We start from the raw sequence: 19,333 nt of genomic DNA on the forward strand, positions 1-19,333 counted from the left end.
CGCTCCGGCGCGCCCGCCGCCCGGGGCGCCGCGGACCGGCTCCGCCCACCGGCGTGGGCGCCGGGCGGAGGCGCGGCGGAAGGCCGCCTGCGGGCCGGACCGGAGCCGTCAGCGGGCCGGGGTGGCGCAGTGGTCGCGCGCCTCGGCGACGGCCGCGGCCAGGGCGGCCGGGCGACGGGTGGAGAGGTAGACGTAGGGGCAGAGCAGCGAGGGCTCGGCCACCTCCACCCGAACCGCGCGGGGCAGATAGCTCCGGATCAGGAGCCGCGCCCGCGGGCTCGCCAGCCGGGTGCGCCAGGCGAAGGCGGCGGCCTCGTCGAGGACCTCGACCGCACCCGCGTGCTCGCCCCGCAGCACGATCGGACCGGCCACCAGAACACCGTCGCAGACCCGGATCCGCACCCCGCCGTACCGGCCGAACGCCTGCGCGAGCACCAGCAGCAGCACGGTGCCGACCGCGAGGGCGACCACCGGGGAGAGCGGCAGCAGCGCCGCCGTGAGCGCGGCGCCGGCCACCAGCGCGGCCAGCCACCAGCGCAGCGGGACGGAGAGTCGTTCGTCGTAGATCACCACACCGGGGATGCTGCCATGCCGTCGCCCGACCGCCGACCCCGGGCCGTCCGCCCGACCGGCCGGCACCGCGAGTCCGTCCGGTCGTACCGGACGTCGGGTCCGGGTTCGTGCCGGGACGTCAGGTCCGGTCGTGCCAGGAGAAGGCCGTGATCCGCCAGCCCTCCGGGGTCCGCACGAACTGGATCGTCTTCGTCCCGCCACCCTCGTAGGGCTTGCCGTCGAGGAGGCCGGACTTGCGGTACTCGCCGATGCGCGACGCGACGTCACCCTCGATCCCGGTCCGCTCGGAGGTCTCCCACTCCGAGAAGCCGACCAGTCGGCCCTCCGGCGCCAGCAGCCGTTCGCGCGGCTCGACGAACTCCTCGACGGAGTAGACCGTGAAGGCCGGCGCGGTGCTGACGATCACCCCCTGCGGGAGCATCAGTCGCCGCAGCCGGGCCACATCGGCCCCCCGGCCGTCCCGGTTGTCGAACGCCCCGAAGAACTCGGCGGTCAGCTGGTCGATTTCGGCCTTGGACATGATCCGACCGTAGCACCGGAGACCGTACGAATCACCCCCCTGGCGCAATGTCACACACCACACCAGGGCGAACCGTCCACCGTTTCGAGTGCGGTTTCGACCCCTGATCCCCGCACGGCGATCGGAGCAGCGGTGCCGTCTCCCCCGCCTCCCCCTCCGGTGGCCGGGAGAGACTCTCCCCCATGACCCTGCTCCTCTCCCGTACCGACGTCGAGGCCGCGCTCGACCTCCCCACCGCGCTGGCCGCCCTCGACGCGGGCTTCCGCGCCGCCGACCGCTCCGCCCCCGCCCACCGCGTCGGCAGCGCGCTCCCCGGCCCCGGCACGGCGATGTGCCTGCTCCCCGGCCTGCTCCCCGACGTGCCCGCCTACACCGTGAAGGTCAACGCCAAGTTCCCCGGCGCGGCACCCGCGCTCCGCGGGATCGTCTGTCTGCACTCGCTCGCCGACGGCGAACTGCTGGCGCTGCTCGACTCCGCCTCCGTCACCGCCTGGCGCACCGGCCTGGCCGCCGCGCTGGCCACCCACGCGCTCGCGCCGGAACACGCGCGGACGGTCGCCGTGATCGGCGCCGGCGCGCAGAGCCGGACCACGCTCCGGGCGCTGCGCACCCTGCGTCCGGTCGACGAGGTGTACGCCTACGACCTCGACCCGGACCGGGCCGCGGCGATCGGCCGCCCCGTGCCCACCGCCCGGGCCGCCGTCGAGGCCGCGGACATCGTCATCACCGCCACCTGGTCGCGCGAACCGCTGCTGGACGCCGACGTGCTGAGGCCCGGTCTGCACCTGACCACGCTCGGCTTCGACGAGCGCGGCAAGACCGAGCTCTCGCCCGCCCTGCTGCGGGCGAGCCGAGTCGTGGTGGACGACCGCGCCCTCGCCGCCTCCTCCGGGGTTCTCCACGGCCCCGGCCCCGATCCGGACCTCGCCGTCGAGCTGGCCGACGTCCTGCGCGGCACCGTCCCGGCCCGGGCGGACGACCGGCCCACCGTGTTCGCGCCGATCGGCCTCCCCTGGCAGGACCTCGCCCTGGCCTGGCCGGTCCACCTCGCCGCCCGCTCCGCCGGCGCGGCACCCGACTTCGACTTCCACTGACCCGCCGGGCCCGACCGGCCACCACCGGCCTCGACCGGCGTCCACCGCCCCTCCGGACCGGTCGCACCCGCCCCGGACGCGGCCTCCGGGGGAAAAACGGCTGGCGAGACGCCTGACGACCCGGTAGGAAGACGTCCATGAGTACTCCCGTCTCCATACCCGCCCCCGCCCGCCCGGACAGCGCCGAGCCGCGCACCTTCCGCCGCACCACGCTCGACCTGGGCGACACGGTGCTCCGGCCGTGGGCGCGGGCGGACGCGGAGCCGGGTCCGGTGCTGGACAGCCTCGTCGCCGCCGCGGCCGATCCGCTGATCGCCCTCTGGAACCCGCTCGCGACCCACGACCCCGCCGCCGCCCTGACCTGGCTGGAGGCCCGCGAGGACACCTGGGACCGGGGCGTGGCCGCCCCGTTCGCGGTCCTGGACGCCGCCGACGGCGCCCTGCTGGGCTGCGTAAACCTGCGCTGGGTCGACCGCTCGGACGGCCTGGCGATGATCGGCTACTGGGCGCCGCCGGCCGGGCGCGGCCGGGGCGTGATCGGCCGGGCCACCAGGGCGGTCACCGCCTGGGGCTTCCGCACGGCCGACGCCCGCCGGATCGAGATCGCCCACGCGGTCGGCAACGAAGCCTCCTGCCGACTGGCCCTGAACTGCGGCTATCTCCCCGAGGGCACTCTGCGGGCCTCGCACCGCTTCGGCGACGGGACGTACCACGACGAGCACCTTCACGCCCGGCTCGCCAGCGACCCCGAGCCCGCGCTCGCCCCGCGACAGCGGCGCGGCACGCCGTGAACTCCACCGGGCCGAGCACCCGGCGGGGCTCACGACCGTCGACAGCGGGTCAGCCGACCTTGAGCGGGTGGTCCGGCGAGAGCCGCTCGGCGATCCGGCGGGCCACGTCCTGCGCGGTGTTGCGGTCCGGCGCGTCGCAGTTCCGCGTCGTGCTGACGGCGATCGCCAGGCGCTCGTCCGGCTGGTACGCCTCGATCGCCGCGTAGCCGGAGAAGGAGGGATTGGACAGGATCCAGCCCCGGTCGACGATGACTCCCAGGCCGAAGTGCTGGGCCTCGGTCTGCGGCAGGCAGACGTCCTGCGGGCAGCCGTGCACCGGACCGGGCAGGCCGACGGTGCCGGGGTTCAGCTGGGTCCGGAAGGATGCCTCGGAGAGCAGTTCGCCGGTACCGACGGCCTCCACCGAGCGGGTCAGGTCGCAGATGTCACTGACCAGCACCGCGCCCGGGGCGGTGGTCCAGGACGGGTTCCAGAACGTCGACTCCTCGTACCGGCCGCGCGAGGCGGTGAAGGCGTGCTGCACGGGGGTGGGGAGGTCGGGGGTGAAGCTGTTCGCCGTCCGGCGCATACCGAGCGGCCCGAAGATCCGCTGCTCCAGCAGGTGGTCCAGCCGGGTACCGGTGATCCGCTCCAGTGCCTCGCCGAGCAGGACGAAGTTCGCGTGCGAGTAGCTCCAGTTGGTCCCGGGCTCGTACCAGAAGTTCTTCGAGGTGGAGATGCCGACCAGTTCCTCCGGGGTCCAGTGGCGGAACGGCTCGGCGGCGAGCTCGTCCAGGAAGCCCTGGTCGGTGACGTAGTCGGCGAGACCGGAGGTGGTGTCGCCGAGCATCCGCAGGGTGATCCGGTCCGCCTTCGGAACGTCCGGCAGCCATTTGGCGATCGGGTCGTCCAGGCCGATCCGGCCCTCCTCGGCGAGTTGCAGCAGGATGACGCCGAAGAACGGGAAGACCACCGATCCGGCCCGGAAGTGCATCGCGGGTTCGGCCGGAACCCCCGTCATCGACTCACCGAGGGCCCCGGTGACGAGCTCGTGCCCGTCGACGGTGACCCGCAGGATCACCGACTTCAGATCCAGCTCCCGCTGGACCTGTCGGGCGATGTCGAGCACCTCACGGGCCCGGGGGTCGGCGTCGGGATCCGAGCGGACGCAGGGGTGCCCGGGCGAGGGGGCCTTGGCGAGGGCGCGGGCGGCGGCCGGCGGTCCGGCCGGCAGGGCGACGGAGGTCAGGGTCGCGACCGTGAGGACGGCGGCGGCGAGCACCCTGGTACGGGAGAAGGTCATGACCGCACTATGGGCGGACACTCCGGGCCCGGACCGACGCAATCCGGCGCAACACTCCGCAGCGTCCTCCGGTGGAAGCAGCGCACCGCCCGGCGCACCGCCCCGCCGGACGCGCGCGAACGCCCCGGGGCCGAAGCCCCGGGGCGTTCGAGGAGCGTGGGATCAGCCGTTGGAACGGTCGAAGTACTGCACCCAGCTGCCGCGCGGGCCGACGAGGCCGACCGCGGCGTTGCCGGCCTGCAGGCCCGACGAGGCGGACGGCTGCGCGCCCCCGCCGTGAGCCACCGCGGCGGTCGGCGCGATCACGGCCGCCGCGGCGGCGACGGTGGCGATCACGGCGAACTGGCGGAGCTTTCCACGAACCGACATCTCAGGGTCTCCTTGATGGATGGTCAATAGCCTTGGCCGGCCGCCTCCGAGGACGGCCGGACGCGACACACGTTTGCACACGAACGTGGAAAAACCGGATACCACCGCAACCCGGACGGGCCGAACGGGTGAGAACTTACGCCCCTGGAGTGACCCCTGCAGGCCCGTCCGGCCGTACGCCGCCGACCCGGCCCGCCGCACCCGGGCGAACACCACTGTTGACCGGATCACGGCCCCCGCGAAGGGACCTGCCGGCCATAGGATCCGATCCGGCCCGGGGGAGCCGCGCCCGGTCGTGCGCGGAGCGAGCCCCCGGCCCGTTCCCGTCCGTCACAGATCCGAGGAGCGCCGTGAAACGAAGCCTGTCGATACCCGCCCGCCTGCTCGCCCTGGTCGGCGCCGCGCTGCTCGCACTCGTCGTCGCCGCACCGCCCGCGAACGCGTACGTCCTCAAGTACCGGGTGTGGATCATCAACGACGCAACATCCACCACGACAGCCAGGTGCCTGGACGTGCCGGGCGACAGCGCGCCGTGGCCCGGCGACCGGGTCGGGGTCTTCCAGTGCACCCCGGGGGACAACCAGATCTGGGACCTCATCGGCACGGGATCGTTCGACTACACCTACCCGAACGGCGCCGTGACGCAGTTGGACAGGTTCGTCGTCCAGAGCAGCCTGAGCACCTACCTCTGCCTCGACGTCCCGGGCACCGGCGGCGATCTGCCCAACGGGACCGAGATCCGGCTCCACGGCTGCATCACCGCCCACGACAACCAGGAGTGGTACTGGCTCCCGTGGCCGACCAAGGATTCGGGCGACAAGCTGCTCGTCAACTACCGAACCGGGAAATGCCTCGACATCGACGGCGTGGCCGCCGACGGCACCGACACGGGCAACCGCACGACCTGGCTCTACGACTGCATCGTCCCCGGCGGCGGTACCGACGACCACCTCTGGCACACCCTCTGACGGTCCTGGGCGTCACCACCCCCTTCCCGAAGCCGACCACCGGACCGGCCGTGCCCACCCCCTTCCCGAAGCCGACCACCGGACCGGCCGTGCCCATCCCGTAACCGCGTCGAGGAGCTCAACGGGTCGAACCGGGCCGAGGGATCGGCCTCGGCGGCACGTCCGATCGGTGACGCGCGTCACAGGAACCGGTCGGTCCGCCCGGACAAGGCATCATGTGAACCATCCGCACTCCCGGCTCCGGGCCGGGAACCCCGAAGCATTTCGCGAGCTCTTCCGGGAGCACTCCTCCCTGGTGTACCGCCATGCCGTGCGTGTGACCGGGAACTGGGCGCTCGCCGAGGACGTGGTCTCGCTGACCTTTCTGGAAGCCTGGCGCCTGCGCGGGAAACTGCGCGACGAGGGCGACGGTCCGCGGCCCTGGCTGATGGGCATCGCCGTCAACGTGCTGCGCAATACGACCCGGGCCGCGCGCCGCCACAACCTGGCGCTGGCCCGGATGCCCGTGGCCGACCCGGTGCCCGACTTCGCCGACGAACTCGTCGGGCGGATGGCCGACTCCGAGCAGCTCACGGCCGCCCGGAAGGCACTGGGGCGGCTGCGGCGCTCGGAGCGCGAGGTCTTCGCCCTCTGCGTCTGGTCCGGGCTCGGCTACGCGGAGGCTGCGGCAACCCTCGGGGTGCCCGTCGGCACCGTGCGCTCGCGCCTCTCCCGGGCCCGCACCCGGCTGCGCAGACTCGCGGACGACGAACTGCGCGCCGCCAGGAAGAACACGGAACCGCTCCCGACCCCCGGACAAGTACAGGGCAGCCGCGGCATCGCGGCCCGGCCGCACAAGGAGACGCACCGATGATCCGCAAGCGGAGTACCGAACCGCTCGACCACGCGGAACTGGCCCGTCTGCTCCCGGCGCCGGCCGATCCCCGCCTGGCGGCCGACCGCCAGGACCTGCTCGAGGAGTACTTGATGAGCGAGATCCAGCAGCCCGACGCCGCCCCCGCGGCCACCCCGGCAAGAAGGCCGCTGCGCCGCGCCGTGCTCTTCGCCACCCCCGTCGCCGCCGCCGCGGCGGCCCTGGCCGTGGTGGTGACCCTGGGCGGCTCGCCCGGCACCAGCACCGTGGCCGCCCCGCGGCTGGTCAAGGCACCCGTCGTGCAGATCGAGGAGGGCAGCACCGTGCGGCTCGCCTCGACGGTCCAGGAGATCGCGGCCGCCGCGACCGCGCACCCCCTGCCCCAGCCGGGACCGGGCCAGTTCATCTACATCAAGAGCCAGGTCTCGTTCATGGCCAGCAGCCACAACGCCGACACCGGGGAGGACGCGACCTGGGTCCAGCCGCTGCACGACCGCGAGGTGTGGAAGTCGCCCGACGGCACCAAGGGCTGGCTGGACGAGCCGGGCTACCAGGACAAGGGCGGCATCACCCTGGACAACAAGGAGCCCCGCAAGCAGAACACCTACCAGTGGCTCTCGGCCCAACCGGCCGACCCCGAAGCCCTGTTGAAGTCCGTCTACGCGACGGTGAGCGGCGACCGGGACCACGACCAGCAGGCGTTCAACGAGATCGGCTCGCTCATCCGCGAGCAGCTCGTGCCGGCCGGCCTCGCCGCCGCGCTCTACCAGGCCGCCGGCAGGATCCCGGGCGTCGTGGTGGTCGAGCACGCGCAGGACGTCTCCGGCCGGGACGGGATCGCGTTGGCGCGGCTCGACCCCTGGACCGGCGAGCGGTCGGAGTGGATCTTCGACCGGACGAGCCACCAGTACCTCGGCAGCCGCGGGGTGCAGGTCCGGGAGTTCAACGGCGTCAAGCCCGGCACCGTCGTGGAGCGTACGACCATCGTCACCCGGGCGGTCGTCGACGCGAAGAACCAGCGGCCCGGCGCCGGGGAGGCCACGGCCTGACGGTTCCGGAACCGGGCGCGGCTCCTGAACCGGGCGGCCCACCGGATCACCCGTACGGGCGGTGCCCCGCCGTGTCCCCCACCGGGCGACGCGGCGGGGCACCGATGCTGGCACTGGCACGGCCCGCTCGGGCCCGCCGCCGGCCCCGAGCGGCGGTCCGGCGTACCGAACGAAATGGGTGAGTGCGATGTCCCGACTCCTGCTTTCCAGGTCCCTGCGGGCCGCGTGCGCGGCGGTGCTGCTGGGCGCCGGACCGGCGGCCGCCGACGCGTGCGCGGCCGGCCCGGACCTCGTGGTCTCCGCCGCCGACCCCGCCCCGGTGGCCGACGGCGGCTCCACCCTGCTGCACCCGCTGGTGACCAACGCCGGGGGCACCGCCACCGCCGAACCGTTCACGCTGTACGTGCACCTGCCGCCGGGGGTGGTGGGGACCGGGAAGTCCTCCGGCGCGACCTGTACCACGCTGCCCCACGGCCACACCGTGGCCTGCACCGTCCCGGCCGGCCTGGCGCCGGGTGCCTCGGTCGCCGCCGAGGTGCGGATCTCGGTCGCCTCCGGCATGGACCCCGAGGTGCTGGACGGCGAGGTCGAGGCCGATCTCCCGGACGACCCGACGCCGGACAACAACAGCCGCACCTTCAGGATCACCATCCTCTGACCCGCCCCCCACTACCCCCACCGCCCCGCAGCACCAGGCACCGCTCCGGGGCGTCCGCCCGCCCAGCTGTCAACACCCGCCCTGCACACCACAGATGGCCGAAAGCAGGACAACGCCGGGGCCGATTCACTACGGTCGTCCTCACGACAGCGGCACCGGCGGCACCGGACTCGTGGTCGGCGCGGCCCGCCGGGCGGTACGGCAGGGGGTGGCATGGCACAGGCACGGAGGCGTCTGTCGCGTGCGGAGGCGGTGCGTCAGCGCACCGGTGCGCAATTCATCGGCCGCAGAGTGCAGTTGGCGCTGTTCGTGGACAACCTCGCCCGCGACCCGGATCCGGACTCCGGACCGGACCCGGCGGACTTCCTGTTCCATGTGCGCGGGGTCGGCGGGGTCGGCAAGTCCACCCTGCTCGCCCAGTGGCGCGAGGCGGCCCGGCGGGCCGGCGCGCTCACCGCGCTGGTCGACGAGACCGATGTGCACGGTGTCGCCACGGCGCTCACCGCGCTCGCCCGACAGCTCGCCGAACAGGCCGGTCCGCTGCGGGAGTTCGACAAGGCACTGGAGCAGTACCGGCGTTCGCTGCAGTCCGCCGCGGACCGCGAGCCGGAGCAGCCGCCCGGCGGGGAGGGCGCGTCGCTGCCCGCCCGGCTGGTCACCCAGGCGGCCTTCGGGGCGGCCTCGGTGCTGCCGGGCGCGGGCGTGGTCGCGGCGATGGCGAACCCGGACGCGGTGGCCCAGGGCGCCGAGCGCCTCATCGCCGGGGTGCGCCAGCGCCGACGCGGGGGCGACGTCGAGGAAGCGGCGCTCTGCCGCGCCTTCGTCGCCGAGCTGGGCCGACTCTGCGACCGCGACCGGGATCGTGACCGCGGCCGCCGGCCGTGGATCGTGCTGTTCCTCGACACCTGGGAACTGACCGGCCGCTATCTCGACGGGTGGCTGCGGGAGATGCTCGACGACGCGTTCGGCCCGCTGCCGCTGGAGGTGGTGTTCGTGCTGGCCGGCCGGGACGAACTGGCCGAGCGCGAGTGGGCCCCGTGGCGACCCGTCCTGGTGGACGTGCCGCTGGAGGTGTTCACCGAGCAGGAGGCGCGCGACCTGCTGGCGGCGCACCGGGTCACCGATCCGCAGGTGGTGGACGCGGTGCTGCGGATGTCGATGCGACTGCCACTGCTGGTCGCGCTGCTGGCGGCGGCCGATCCCGGCGCGGTGGAGGAGGTCGCCGACGTCGGCGCCGACATGGTCGACCAGGCGGTGGTGCGCTTCCTGCAGTGGATCCCCGAGCAGGAGCGCCGGGACACCGTACTGGCCGCCGCACTCCCGCTGCAGCTGAACCGGGACCTCTTCGCCTGCGCCGTCCCGGACGCCGAACCGGCCGTCTGGGACTGGCTGTCGGTGCAGCCGTTCGTGACCGGGCGCGGGGACTTCCTGCAGTACCACGCCGTGGTGCGCAGCAGCATGGTGCGTCGGCGCCGGATCCACACCCCGCGGGAGTGGACGGCCGCGCACACCCGCCTCGCCGAACACCACGCCGCGACCCGGGCGGCGGTCGAGCAGTACCTGCCGGCGGCCCGGCGCGGCGCCGACCCGAGGTGGCGGCGGCACCTGCTGAACGAGACCTACCACCTGTTGTGCGCCGATCCGCTGGCCCGGCTGCCGCGCGCCCTGGAGCACACCGCCCGCACCGCCGGGGACGCGCCGGACGCGCTGGCGCCGTGGGCGGAGATGCTCGGCCGGGCCGCGCACGACAGCGACGACGCGGAACTGACCCGCTGGGCCCGCCGGGTCCACGCGGCGGCGGCCGGTGAGCGGCCGGTGCTCGCCGTCCTGGACGTGCTCGCCGGCCCCGGTCTGCCGGTCCGGGTGCGGGCCTGGGCACTCACCCATCGTGGTTACCAGTACTTCGTCGAGGACCGGGACGACGACGCCCTCGCCGATCTGGACCAGGCCGTCGCGATCGCCGCCGACCTGCCGCAGGCACTCGCCTACCGGGGACGGGTGCTGAACTGGCACGGCCACCACGAGCGGGCGCTGGCGGACTTCACCGCCGCGCTGGCGCTCGACCCGGAGTACGCCTGGGCGCTGTCCCGGCGCGGCGAGGCACGGCAGTTGGCCGGGCTGACCGAGGAGGCGATGGCGGACTTCACGGCGGCGCTGACGCTCGACCCGGACGACGCCTGGGCGCTGGGCTCGCGCGGCCAGGCGCACCGGCTGGCCGGGCGGCTGGACGAGGCGGTCGCCGATCTGACCGCCGCCATCCTGCTCGACCCCGAGTACGCGTGGGCGTTCACCCAGCGCGGCGAGGCGTTCCGGACCGCCGGGCGGCTGGCCGAGGCGGTGGCGGACTTCACCGCCGCGCTGGCACTGGACCCCGCTGACGCCTGGTCGCTGAGTTCCCGGGGCCAGGCGCTGCGGCAGGCCGGGCGGCTGGACGACGCGATCACCGATCTGACCGCCGCGCTGGCGCTCGGCCCGGAGAACGCGTGGGCGCTGGCCGAGCGGGGCGAGGCGCACCGCCAGGCGGGCCGGCCCGAGGAGGCGGTGGCGGACTTCACGGCGGCGGTGGCGCTCAATCCTGAGCACGCCTGGGCGCTGGGGTCCCGGGCCCAGGCGCACCGCCAGGCGGGCCGCCTGGACGAGGCGGTCGCGGACTTCACCGCCGCACTGGCCCTCAACCCGGAGTACGCGTGGGCGGTCGGCGAGCGGGGCGAGGCGCACCGCCAGGCGGGCCGCCTGGACGAGGCGGTCGCGGACTTCACGGCGGCGCTCGCGCTGGACCCGGAGTACGCGTGGGCGCTGGCCGAGCGGGGCGAGGCGCACCGCCAGGCGGGCCGCCTGGACGACGCGATCGCGGACCTGACCTCGGCGCTGGGCCTGGACCCCTCGGACGTGTGGGCACTGCGGGCGCGCGGGCAGGCGTACCGGCAGGCGGGCCGGCTGGACGACGCGATCGCGGACCTGACGGCCGTCCTGGTGATCGATCCGGACTACGCCTGGGCGCTGGCGCTGCGCGGGGAGGCGCACCGGTTGGCGGGCGATCTGGAGGAGGCGGTCACCGATCTGAGCGCCGCGCTGGCGCTGGAACCGGACGACCCGTGGGCGCTCGGGTCGCGGGGCCAGGCGCGGCGGCAGGCGGGTCTGGTGGAGGAGGCGATCGCCGATCTGACGGCCGCGATCACCCACAATCCGGACTACACCTGGGCCCTGGCCGAGCGTGGTCAGGCGCACCGGCAGGCCGGGCGTCCGGCGGAGGCGGTGGCCGACCTGTCGGCGGTGCTGGCGCGTGATCCGGCTGACACGCCGGTGCGGTGCGCGCTGGCGGCGGCGTACCGGCACGACGGCCGGTTCGAGGAGGCCCGGACGCTGCTGGCGGAGGTGGCTCCGGAGGCTTCGGGGTCGGCGACGGTACTGGTGGAGGTGGCGGTGCTGCGGCTGCTGACGGAGGGGGTGGCCGGTTCGGCGGACGCCTGGGACGCCTTCCTGGAGTGCCCGTACGACGATCCGCGGGACCCGTTCGAGCCGGCGCTGCGCAAGCTGCTGCACGGTCTGGTCGCCGGAGGTGCTGATCCGGCGGAGCTGGCGCGGGCCTTCCTCGCGGTGCCCGGGGCCGGGGCGGCGCGGGCCGATGTCTGCCTCTATCTCGGTGAACTCGCGTGCGCCGGGGCACCGGTGGGAGCTCGGGCGGAGGCGGCGCTGCGGATACTCGGGTAGCGGCGGCGGGCCCGGGCGGGGCGGGCGGGGCGGCCCGACGGACTGCCCGTTCGGGCAGGCGAACTTTAGGGGTTGCCACCAGAAACGATCATTTGGGTAGATTCATGATCGACGCATGACCGGCCGCGGCCGGTCGACCTGCACGTCCGCGCCACCCCGAGAACAGGATCCCGATGCCGAACCCCAGCTCCGCCGTGAGCCGCCGCACGCTGGTGACCGCGATCGGCGCCACCGCCGCCGCGATCGCCACCGCCCCGGCCGCGCACGCCGCCGCGCCGAGCGCCCCGGCCACGCCGGCCACCCCGGCCCCGGCCGCGCCCGGCACCCAGGCCGCCCGGACCGTGACCGTCCCCGCCACCCGGGCCCGCTCCGCCGCCGGTCGCGCCGCCGCCGGGGTGCGGACCGACTTCCCGATCCAGTACGTCGGCGTGAGCTGGGACGGTCCCCGCCGCGGCGGCTCCATCCGGCTCCACCACGAGGAGACCGGCCCGGGCGCCTGGCAGCCGATCGCCACCGGCTGCGCGGGCGGCCCCGACGTCGCGGGCACCGCCGCGAAGGCCGCCCCGGTCTCGGCCGCGCTGGTCCCGGCCGACGGCGCGGTCGGTTACGACCTGCGACTGCCCGACGGCGCCACCAACCTGCGCTCCACCGCGCTGGACACCACCACGGGCCCGGCCCGCACCACCACGCTCTCGCCGACCGCCCCGGTCACCTTCTGCGGCGTCGAGTACCTCAGCCGCGCCGCCTGGGGCGCCGACGAGTCCAAGCGGTTCAAGAACGGCGTGGAGAACTCCCCCGCCAAGTACTACCCGCTGCAGACCCTGACGGTGCACCACACCGACACCCCGAACGCGGACCCGGACCCGGCCGCCACCGTGCGGGCGATCTACGAGTACCACGCGATCACCAACGACTGGGGCGACATCGGCTACCACTTCCTCATCGACGAGGCCGGCCGGATCTACGAGGGCCGCTGGTCCGGTGACGACGGCATCCCCGGGTTCGACGCCAACGGCAACGCGGTGACCGCCTTCCACACCGCCGGCTTCAACTCGGGCAACCTCGGCATCGCCCTGCTCGGCACCCTGGTCAACCAGGAGCCCACCGCCAAGGCCCGCCACTCGCTCGCCCTGGTGCTCGCGCTGGCCGCCCGCACCCACGGGCTCGACCCGCAGGCGAAGGTCACCTTCGTCAACCCGGTCAACGGCGTCACCAAGCCGGTCGACATGATCAGCGGTCACCGCGACTGGCTGGCCACCGACTGCCCCGGCGGCGTCATGTACGCCGCCCTGCCCGCCCTGCGGGCCGAGGTCGCCGCGCTCTGACGGGCGCGACGCCGCCCGGACACGACCGACCGGCGCGACCGGTCGACGCCGCCGCGGGGCGTCGGGAGCACCCGACGCCCCGCGGCGGGCCCGGTTCACGGGCCTGGCGGGTCTGACGGGGCTCGCGGGCCACGCGCCTCCGGCGGGCCCCGCGCGCCTGGCGGGCCTCACCGGCCGCGCGGGCCGTCAGGCGTGCGCGGCGTCCGTCGCCCCGGCCCCGCCGAGCAGTTCCGCGGCCCGCTCCCGCATCTCCACCTTGCGGACCTTCCCGGTGACCGTCATCGGGAACTCCTCCACCAGGTGCACGTAGCGCGGCACCTTGTAGTGCGCGATCCGGCCCGCGCAGTACGCGCGCAGCGCCTCCGCGGTCAGCTCGGGCGCGCCGGGCCGCAGCCGGATCCAGGCCATCAGCTCCTCGCCGTACTTGTCGTCGGGGACGCCGACGACCTGGACGTCCAGGACGTCCGGGTGGGTGTGCAGGAACTCCTCGACCTCGCGCGGGTAGATGTTCTCGCCGCCCCTGATCACCATGTCCTTGAGCCGGCCGGTGATGGTGAGGTAGCCCTCCTCGTCCATCACCGCGAGGTCGCCGGTGTGCATCCAGCCCTCGGCGTCGACCGCCTCCGCGGTGCGGTCCGGCTGGTCCCAGTAGCCGAGCATCACCGAGTAGCCCCGGGTGCGGAGTTCGCCGGGGGTGCCGCGCGGCACGATCAGGCCGGTCTCCGGGTCCGCCACCGCGACCTCCAGGTGCGAGCCGACCCGCCCGACGGTGGAGACCCGCCGCTCCAGCGGGTCCCCGGCCCGGGTCTGGGTGGAGACCGGGGAGGTCTCGGTCATGCCGTAGCAGATGGAGACGTCCCGCATCCCCATCCGGTCGACGACCTGCTTCATCACCTCGGTCGGACACGGCGAGCCGGCCATGATCCCGGTCCGCAGACCGGACAGGTCGTACCCGGCGAAACCCGGGTCGTTCAGCTCGGCGATGAACATGGTCGGCACGCCGTAGAGCGAGGTGCAGCGTTCGGCCGCCACCGCGCGCAGGGTCGCCGCCGCGTCGAAGACCGGGGCCGGGACCACCACGCAGGCGCCGTGCGAGAGCGCCGCCAGATTGCCCATCACCATGCCGAAGCAGTGGTAGAACGGCACCGGCACGCAGATCCGGTCCGCCTCCGTGTAGCCGCACAGCTCCCCGACGAAGTAGCCGTTGTTGAGGATGTTGTGGTGCGAGAGGGTGGCGCCCTTGGGGAATCCGGTGGTGCCCGAGGTGTACTGGATGTTGATCGGATCGTGGGCTCCGAGTCCCGCGCCGACCGCCGCCAGCAGCGCCCGGTCGCCGCGCTCCCCCGCCGCCGTCAGGCCACGCCACTCGGGCGAGCCGATCAGCAGCACGTCCCGCAGGCCGGGGCAGCGCGGGCCCGCCTCGGCGAGCATGGCCGCGTAGTCGGAGGTCCGGAAGCTCGGCGCGGCGACCACCGTGCGGATCCCCGCCTGCCTCAGCACGTACTCGACCTCGTGCGCCCGGTAGCCCGGGTTGACCGTCACCAGGACGGCGCCGATCCGCGCGGTGGCGTACTGGGTGAACACCCACTCGGGGCAGTTCGGCGCCCAGATGCCGACCCGGTCACCGACCCCGACGCCGAGGCCCAGCAGGCCGAGCGCGATCCGGTCCACCTCCGCCGCCAGCTCCCGGTAGGTCCAGCGGCGCCCGCTCGGCAGGTCGACCAGCGCCTCCCGGTCGGGGAACGCGGCCACCGCGCGGTCGAGGGCGACGCCGATGGTGTGCTCCAGCAGGGGCACCGAGGTGCTGCCGGCGCTGATGCTGGGAGCGGGGCGAGGGGAGGCAACAGGCTCGGGAGGGGGCGGGGTCATCGCAACGGCTCCAGGACTCGTCCGGGCACAGGGCGACCGAGTCTACGCAGACCACCACCCCCCGTCACCCGCTTCCGCCGGTCCGCCCCGACGACCTGGCGGGGGTCGCGCCGGGGCCGGGACGGGCCGGGCGAGGAGAGGACGGGGAGCGGCCCGGGTCAGGCCAGGACCACCGGGGTGCCCGTCAGAGCGACACCGGCGCCCCGGAGTTCGTCCAGCGCCGTGGCGGTGGTGTCGGCGGCCACCCCCGCCGTGCAGTCGAGCAGGACGCGGACGGCGAAACCCGCCTTCGCCCCGTCGAGCGCGGTGGCCCGGACGCAGTGGTCGGTGGCGATGCCGACGACGTCGACACCGTCGACACCGCGGGCGCGCAGCCAGTCGGCCAGCGGGGTGCCGTCCGCGGCGAAGCCCTCGAACCCGCTCTTCGACGCGGACCGGGCGCCCTTGAAGAACACCTCGTCGACCGCCCCTTCGGCGACGGCGGGGGCGAAGTCGGGATGGAACTCGCCGCCCTCGCCGCCGACCACGCAGTGCACCGGGAACGAGTCCCGGAAGTCCGGGTGGTCGGAGAAGTGCGGGCCCGGGTCGATGTGGTGGTCCCGGGTGGCGACGACGCAGCTGTACGCGCCGTCCGCGGCGCGGACCAGGTCGGCGATGGCACCGGCCCGGCCGGCGCCGCCCTTCACCGGGACGCTGCCGCCCTCGCAGAAGTCCTTCTGCACGTCGACCACGATCAGAGCCCGACCCATGGTGAAATCCCTTTCTCGGGGGGTGACTTGTCCCCCGGTATGCTCACCCGCCCGGATCGGGGAGGTCCGGCGCACGCGCCGGACACTCACCCGATCGGGTCCGCGGCTGCCCGGGCCCGCAGCCGATCAGGCGTGGGTGCCGTCCTGTACCGGGGCGGCCCCGGCGGGCTCCTGGGCCCCGACGGACTCCCGCACCGCGGGGAGCGGCGGCGCCGGGACGGTGGCGGCCACCGCCGCCGCGGCCAGCGCCACCCCGCAGCCGATCAGCAGGCCCACCCGGAACCCGGTCTCGGAGGGCAGCACGTGCCCGCCGACGGTGGTGGTCAGCTGGGCGAGCACGACGCCCACCACGGCCGCCGAGACGGAGGTGCCGAGCGAGCGCATCAGGCTGTTGAAACTGTTCGCCGAGGCCGTCTCGGAGAGCGGCACCGCGCTCATGATCAGCGCCGGCATCGCGCCGTAGGCGAGGCCCACACCGGCGTTGCAGATCAGCGTGACCACCAGCACGCCCCAGGTGGACCCGATCAGCAGCATCGACAGCCCGTACCCGGCCGAGATCGCCAGCGCGCCGGCGACCAGGGTGAACTTGGGGCCGCGCGCCGCCGAGAGCCGGCCACCGAGGGGCGAGACGACCATCATCATCAGACCGGACGGCGCCATCCACAGCCCCATCGCGAGCATCGACTGGCCCAGGCCGTACCCGGTGGCCGCCGGCAGCTGGAGCAGCTGCGGAACGATCAGCGCCTGCGCGTACATCCCGAAGCCGACCAGGACGGACGCCGCGTTGGTCAGCAGCACCCTCGGCCTGGCGGTCACCCTCAGGTCGACCAGCGGCTCGGCGAGGCGCAGTTCCCACACGCCCCAGGCCAGCAGCAGCACCAGCGCGGCCGCGAACAGGCCGAGCGTCGTCCCGTCGGTCCAGCCCCAGTCGGCGCCCTTGGAGACCGGCAGCAGCAGGCAGACCAGCCCGGCGCCGAGGCCGAGCGCCCCGACCGCGTCGAAGTGCCCACCGGTCGGTCGGGTGGTGGGCGCGGGGACCAGGAAACGGATCAGCGCAGCGACCGCCACGGTGAGGACGGCCGCGCCCCAGAACAGCGCCCGCCAGCTGGCGTACTGGGCGACGGCCGCCGAGATCGGCAGGCCGAGGCCACCGCCGATGCCCATCGAGGCGCTCACCAGGGCGATCGCGGAGCCCAGCCGCTCGGGCGGCAGCACGTCGCGCAGCAGGCTGATGCCGAGCGGCACCACGCCCATGCCCATGCCCTGGAGACCGCGCCCGGCGATCATCGGCAGCACCGAGGAGGTCAGCGCGCAGATCACCGAGCCGAGCAGCAGCGGGGCGCAGCAGGCCAGCAGCATCCGCCGCTTGCCGAACAGGTCGCCGAGGCGGCCGCTGATCGGCACGAACACGGCGGCGGAGAGCAGGGTGGCGGTGATCACCCAGGAGGCGTTGGAGGGGGAGGTGTCCAGGATCCTCGGCAGTTCGCCGATCAGCGGGGTGACCAGGGTCTGCATGATCGCCGCCACCGTGCCGGTGAGGGCGAGGGTGGCGACGACTCCCCGGGTCCGGTCGGGGGCGGTGGTCTGTGGGGCGGCCATGAGCGGGGGCTCCTCGGTTCCGGTCGGCGGGCAGGGCCGGGTGACGCGCGGTGCGGAGTGCGCGGTCGCGGACGGCCGTTCGCGGTCGTCCGCGGCCGGGTACGACAGCCGGGTGCCGCGACCATGCCCATTCATATGCAGAATACACATGATATGTATCGTGCACATCGCTACCCTGGGCCGCCGCCTGCCATACTGTGCGCAAACACCGCAGGTCAGCGCCCCGGCACCAGGGCGGGAAGGACGGCATCATGAGCGGGCCCACGGACGAGGTGGCGTTCGAGTACATGGTGCTCAGCCGGCACCACTACCTGAGCCCGGCCGGCGCCCAGCCGGAGGGCAGTCGGCTCGACCGCAGCGCCTACATCCTGCTCAGCCGGATCCGGGCGCAGGGCCCGATGTCGATCGGCGAACTCAGCGACGCCTTCGGGCTGGACGCCTCCACCCTGAACCGGCAGACCGCCGCGATGACCCGGGCCGGACTGGTCGAGCGGATCCCCGACCCGGAGGGCGGGATGGCCCGCAAGTTCCGCACCACCGAGGAGGGCGACCGCCGCCTCGACGAGGACCGCGCCGCGCACGCCAACGCCCTCGACCAGGTGATGGCCGACTGGCCCGCCGAGGACGTCCGGACCTTCGCCGCCTTCCTCCGGCGCTTCAACACCGGCGTCGAACGCCTCGACGGCCGGCCCTGGCCCCGCCCCTGACCCGCCGTCGCCGGGCGCCACGGCCCCGGCGGCCCCCGCCCGCACCAGGAGCCCCGACCGCATGGACCGTCCACAGACCCCCGCCCTCCTGCTCGACGCCCTCGCCCCCGCGCATCCGGCCGGCATCCTCGACGCCGCCGAACGGGCCGAACGGCGGGGCGCGGACCGGCTGGTGGTCTCCGAGACCGCCTACGACCCGTTCCTGCAACTGGCCCGGGCGGCCGACCGCACCAGCTCCATCGAGCTGGCCACCGGCGTGGCGGTCGCCCTCGCCCGCACCCCGATGGGGCTCGCCTACCAGTCCTGGGGCCTGCACGCGGCCTCCGGCGGCCGGGCCGTGATCGGCCTCGGCTCCCAGGTCAAGCCGCACATCGAGAAACGCTTCGGCATGCCCTGGGACCGGCCCGCCGCGCGGATGCGCGAGTACGTGCACGCCGTCCGGGCGATCTGGCACAGCTGGCAGACCGGCGACCGGCTGCGCTTCCGGGGCGACTTCTACACCCACACGGTGATGACGCCCGTCTTCGCCCCCGACCCCGTCCCAGCCGGAGTGCCGCGACTCCTGCTGGCCGGGGTCGGCCCGCTGATGGTGCGCGCCGCCGGGGCGGTCGCCGACGGCTTCCTCAGCCACCCGTTCACCTCGGTCGACTACCTGACCCGGCAGGTACTGCCCGCGCTGGCCGAGGAACGCGGCGCGGCCGAGGCGGCGGGCGCGGCCTGGACCGGGCGGCCGTTCGAGATCGTCGGGAGCGTGCTCACGGCGACCGGACGCACCGAGGAGGAACTGCGCGCCCACCGCGCGTCCGTCCGGGAACGGCTCGCCTTCTACGCCTCCACGCCCGCCTACCGCCCGGTGCTGGCCCAGCACGGGTGGGAGGACCTGCACGAGGAACTGCACCGGCTGTCGCTGCGCGGGCGGTGGCCGGAGATGGCCGCGCTGATCGACGACCGGGTCTTCGACACCTTCGCCGTGGCGGGCACCGTCGAGGAGACCGCCCGGGAGATCCACCGCCGCTACGCGGGCCTGGCCACCAGGGTCTCGGTCAGCCTGCCCGAGGACGCCGACCCGGACCTCGGCCTGGACGTCCTCGACGCGCTGCGCGCCCTGGACGGCCGCCCGGCCCAGCGCTGACGCGGCCGGGACGGCTACGCTCCGCAGTCGGCCCGGAAGGGCCGCCCGAACGGAAAACCGGACGCGCCGTACGGTTCGCCACCG

The 19,333-nt window shown here is 74.6% G+C and carries 17 protein-coding genes; 10 read left to right on the forward strand and 7 right to left on the reverse strand.

Translation table 11 applies throughout. The features are described 5' to 3' along the window. Positions 1-108: 108 nt before the first annotated feature. On the reverse strand, positions 109-573 hold the full coding sequence (locus ACIQ9P_RS09075) for a DUF3093 family protein (RefSeq protein WP_402352120.1): 465 nt from the start codon (positions 571-573) through the stop codon (positions 109-111). Between the two features lie 118 nt (positions 574-691). Further along, complete coding sequence (locus ACIQ9P_RS09080; RefSeq protein ID WP_402352123.1) at positions 692-1,093, reverse strand: DUF4440 domain-containing protein; 402 nt, start codon at positions 1,091-1,093, stop codon at positions 692-694. A 182-nt stretch (positions 1,094-1,275) separates the two neighbouring features. On the opposite strand from ACIQ9P_RS09080, the gene ACIQ9P_RS09085 reads away from it, so the two are divergent. Then, positions 1,276-2,187 carry an ornithine cyclodeaminase family protein gene (locus ACIQ9P_RS09085; RefSeq protein ID WP_402352126.1) on the forward strand — a complete coding sequence of 304 codons (912 nt, stop codon included), beginning with the start codon at positions 1,276-1,278 and terminating at the stop codon, positions 2,185-2,187. Positions 2,188-2,324: 137 nt separating this feature from the next. Beyond that, a complete protein-coding gene (locus tag ACIQ9P_RS09090; RefSeq protein ID WP_402352129.1) occupies positions 2,325-2,978 on the forward strand; it encodes a GNAT family N-acetyltransferase in 654 nt (217 codons plus the stop codon). Positions 2,979-3,027: 49 nt separating this feature from the next. On the opposite strand, the gene ACIQ9P_RS09095 is transcribed toward ACIQ9P_RS09090, so the two are convergent. Together ACIQ9P_RS09095 and ACIQ9P_RS09100 are read right to left on the reverse strand one after the other, a co-directional pair. Then, positions 3,028-4,260 carry a serine hydrolase domain-containing protein gene (locus ACIQ9P_RS09095; protein WP_402352132.1) on the reverse strand — a complete coding sequence of 411 codons (1,233 nt, stop codon included), beginning with the start codon at positions 4,258-4,260 and terminating at the stop codon, positions 3,028-3,030. A 162-nt stretch (positions 4,261-4,422) separates the two neighbouring features. Further along, positions 4,423-4,629, reverse strand: coding sequence for a hypothetical protein (locus ACIQ9P_RS09100; protein WP_402352135.1), 207 nt, complete (start codon positions 4,627-4,629; stop codon positions 4,423-4,425). A 350-nt stretch (positions 4,630-4,979) separates the two neighbouring features. Between ACIQ9P_RS09100 and ACIQ9P_RS09105 the strand changes: the two genes are divergently transcribed. The 6 genes from ACIQ9P_RS09105 to ACIQ9P_RS09130 all read left to right on the forward strand — a co-directional run bounded on the left by ACIQ9P_RS09105 (position 4,980) and on the right by ACIQ9P_RS09130 (position 13,193). Beyond that, positions 4,980-5,597 carry an RICIN domain-containing protein gene (locus ACIQ9P_RS09105; protein ID WP_402352138.1) on the forward strand — a complete coding sequence of 206 codons (618 nt, stop codon included), beginning with the start codon at positions 4,980-4,982 and terminating at the stop codon, positions 5,595-5,597. Positions 5,598-5,814: 217 nt separating this feature from the next. Then, on the forward strand, positions 5,815-6,450 hold the full coding sequence (locus ACIQ9P_RS09110; protein ID WP_402352140.1) for an RNA polymerase sigma factor: 636 nt from the start codon (positions 5,815-5,817) through the stop codon (positions 6,448-6,450). Further along, positions 6,447-7,499, forward strand: coding sequence for a CU044_5270 family protein (locus ACIQ9P_RS09115; protein ID WP_402352143.1), 1,053 nt, complete (start codon positions 6,447-6,449; stop codon positions 7,497-7,499). Before ACIQ9P_RS09110 ends, ACIQ9P_RS09115 begins: the two co-directional genes overlap by 4 nt. 187 nt (positions 7,500-7,686) lie before the next feature. After that, positions 7,687-8,157 (forward strand): hypothetical protein, encoded by a 471-nt coding sequence (locus tag ACIQ9P_RS09120; protein WP_402352146.1) that lies wholly within the window; start codon positions 7,687-7,689, stop codon positions 8,155-8,157. 297 nt (positions 8,158-8,454) lie between these two features. Then, positions 8,455-11,868: a tetratricopeptide repeat protein gene (locus tag ACIQ9P_RS09125; RefSeq protein WP_402352148.1), complete on the forward strand. Its 3,414-nt coding sequence runs from the start codon at positions 8,455-8,457 to the stop codon at positions 11,866-11,868. A gap of 173 nt (positions 11,869-12,041) precedes the next feature. Continuing rightward, the gene (locus ACIQ9P_RS09130) at positions 12,042-13,193 is read left to right on the forward strand and encodes an N-acetylmuramoyl-L-alanine amidase (RefSeq protein WP_402352151.1); all 1,152 of its coding nucleotides are present in this window, start codon (positions 12,042-12,044) and stop codon (positions 13,191-13,193) included. A 186-nt stretch (positions 13,194-13,379) separates the two neighbouring features. On the opposite strand, the gene ACIQ9P_RS09135 is transcribed toward ACIQ9P_RS09130, so the two are convergent. The 3 genes from ACIQ9P_RS09135 to ACIQ9P_RS09145 all read right to left on the reverse strand — a co-directional run bounded on the left by ACIQ9P_RS09135 (position 13,380) and on the right by ACIQ9P_RS09145 (position 17,410). Beyond that, positions 13,380-15,062, reverse strand: coding sequence for an AMP-binding protein (locus tag ACIQ9P_RS09135; protein ID WP_402352154.1), 1,683 nt, complete (start codon positions 15,060-15,062; stop codon positions 13,380-13,382). Positions 15,063-15,220: 158 nt separating this feature from the next. Continuing rightward, positions 15,221-15,811: an isochorismatase family protein gene (locus tag ACIQ9P_RS09140; protein ID WP_402352157.1), complete on the reverse strand. Its 591-nt coding sequence runs from the start codon at positions 15,809-15,811 to the stop codon at positions 15,221-15,223. Positions 15,812-15,937: 126 nt separating this feature from the next. Then, the gene (locus ACIQ9P_RS09145; protein ID WP_402352160.1) at positions 15,938-17,410 is read right to left on the reverse strand and encodes an MFS transporter; all 1,473 of its coding nucleotides are present in this window, start codon (positions 17,408-17,410) and stop codon (positions 15,938-15,940) included. Between the two features lie 251 nt (positions 17,411-17,661). On the opposite strand from ACIQ9P_RS09145, the gene ACIQ9P_RS09150 reads away from it, so the two are divergent. After that, the gene (locus tag ACIQ9P_RS09150) at positions 17,662-18,117 is read left to right on the forward strand and encodes a MarR family winged helix-turn-helix transcriptional regulator (RefSeq protein WP_402352163.1); all 456 of its coding nucleotides are present in this window, start codon (positions 17,662-17,664) and stop codon (positions 18,115-18,117) included. A gap of 61 nt (positions 18,118-18,178) precedes the next feature. Continuing rightward, positions 18,179-19,249: a TIGR03617 family F420-dependent LLM class oxidoreductase gene (locus ACIQ9P_RS09155; protein WP_402352166.1), complete on the forward strand. Its 1,071-nt coding sequence runs from the start codon at positions 18,179-18,181 to the stop codon at positions 19,247-19,249. The last annotated feature ends 84 nt before the right edge of the window (positions 19,250-19,333 follow it).

Origin of the sequence: Kitasatospora sp. NPDC094019 (assembly GCF_044764505.1) — a bacterium.
Classification (GTDB): Bacteria; Actinomycetota; Actinomycetes; order Streptomycetales; family Streptomycetaceae; genus Kitasatospora.

What these genes read in the sequence shown, in the direction of transcription:
- ACIQ9P_RS09100 (WP_402352135.1), bottom strand. Translation starts at nt 4,629, where the DNA reads ATGTCGGTTCGTGGAAAGCTCCGCCAGTTCGCCGTGATCGCCACCGTC.
- ACIQ9P_RS09145 (WP_402352160.1), bottom strand. Translation starts at nt 17,410, where the DNA reads ATGGCCGCCCCACAGACCACCGCCCCCGACCGGACCCGGGGAGTCGTC.
- ACIQ9P_RS09095 (WP_402352132.1), bottom strand. Translation starts at nt 4,260, where the DNA reads ATGACCTTCTCCCGTACCAGGGTGCTCGCCGCCGCCGTCCTCACGGTC.
- ACIQ9P_RS09080 (WP_402352123.1), bottom strand. Translation starts at nt 1,093, where the DNA reads ATGTCCAAGGCCGAAATCGACCAGCTGACCGCCGAGTTCTTCGGGGCG.
- ACIQ9P_RS09155 (WP_402352166.1), top strand. Translation starts at nt 18,179, where the DNA reads ATGGACCGTCCACAGACCCCCGCCCTCCTGCTCGACGCCCTCGCCCCC.
- ACIQ9P_RS09130 (WP_402352151.1), top strand. Translation starts at nt 12,042, where the DNA reads ATGCCGAACCCCAGCTCCGCCGTGAGCCGCCGCACGCTGGTGACCGCG.
- ACIQ9P_RS09140 (WP_402352157.1), bottom strand. Translation starts at nt 15,811, where the DNA reads ATGGGTCGGGCTCTGATCGTGGTCGACGTGCAGAAGGACTTCTGCGAG.
- ACIQ9P_RS09085 (WP_402352126.1), top strand. Translation starts at nt 1,276, where the DNA reads ATGACCCTGCTCCTCTCCCGTACCGACGTCGAGGCCGCGCTCGACCTC.
- ACIQ9P_RS09090 (WP_402352129.1), top strand. Translation starts at nt 2,325, where the DNA reads ATGAGTACTCCCGTCTCCATACCCGCCCCCGCCCGCCCGGACAGCGCC.
- ACIQ9P_RS09150 (WP_402352163.1), top strand. Translation starts at nt 17,662, where the DNA reads ATGAGCGGGCCCACGGACGAGGTGGCGTTCGAGTACATGGTGCTCAGC.
- ACIQ9P_RS09115 (WP_402352143.1), top strand. Translation starts at nt 6,447, where the DNA reads ATGATCCGCAAGCGGAGTACCGAACCGCTCGACCACGCGGAACTGGCC.
- ACIQ9P_RS09120 (WP_402352146.1), top strand. Translation starts at nt 7,687, where the DNA reads ATGTCCCGACTCCTGCTTTCCAGGTCCCTGCGGGCCGCGTGCGCGGCG.
- ACIQ9P_RS09135 (WP_402352154.1), bottom strand. Translation starts at nt 15,062, where the DNA reads ATGACCCCGCCCCCTCCCGAGCCTGTTGCCTCCCCTCGCCCCGCTCCC.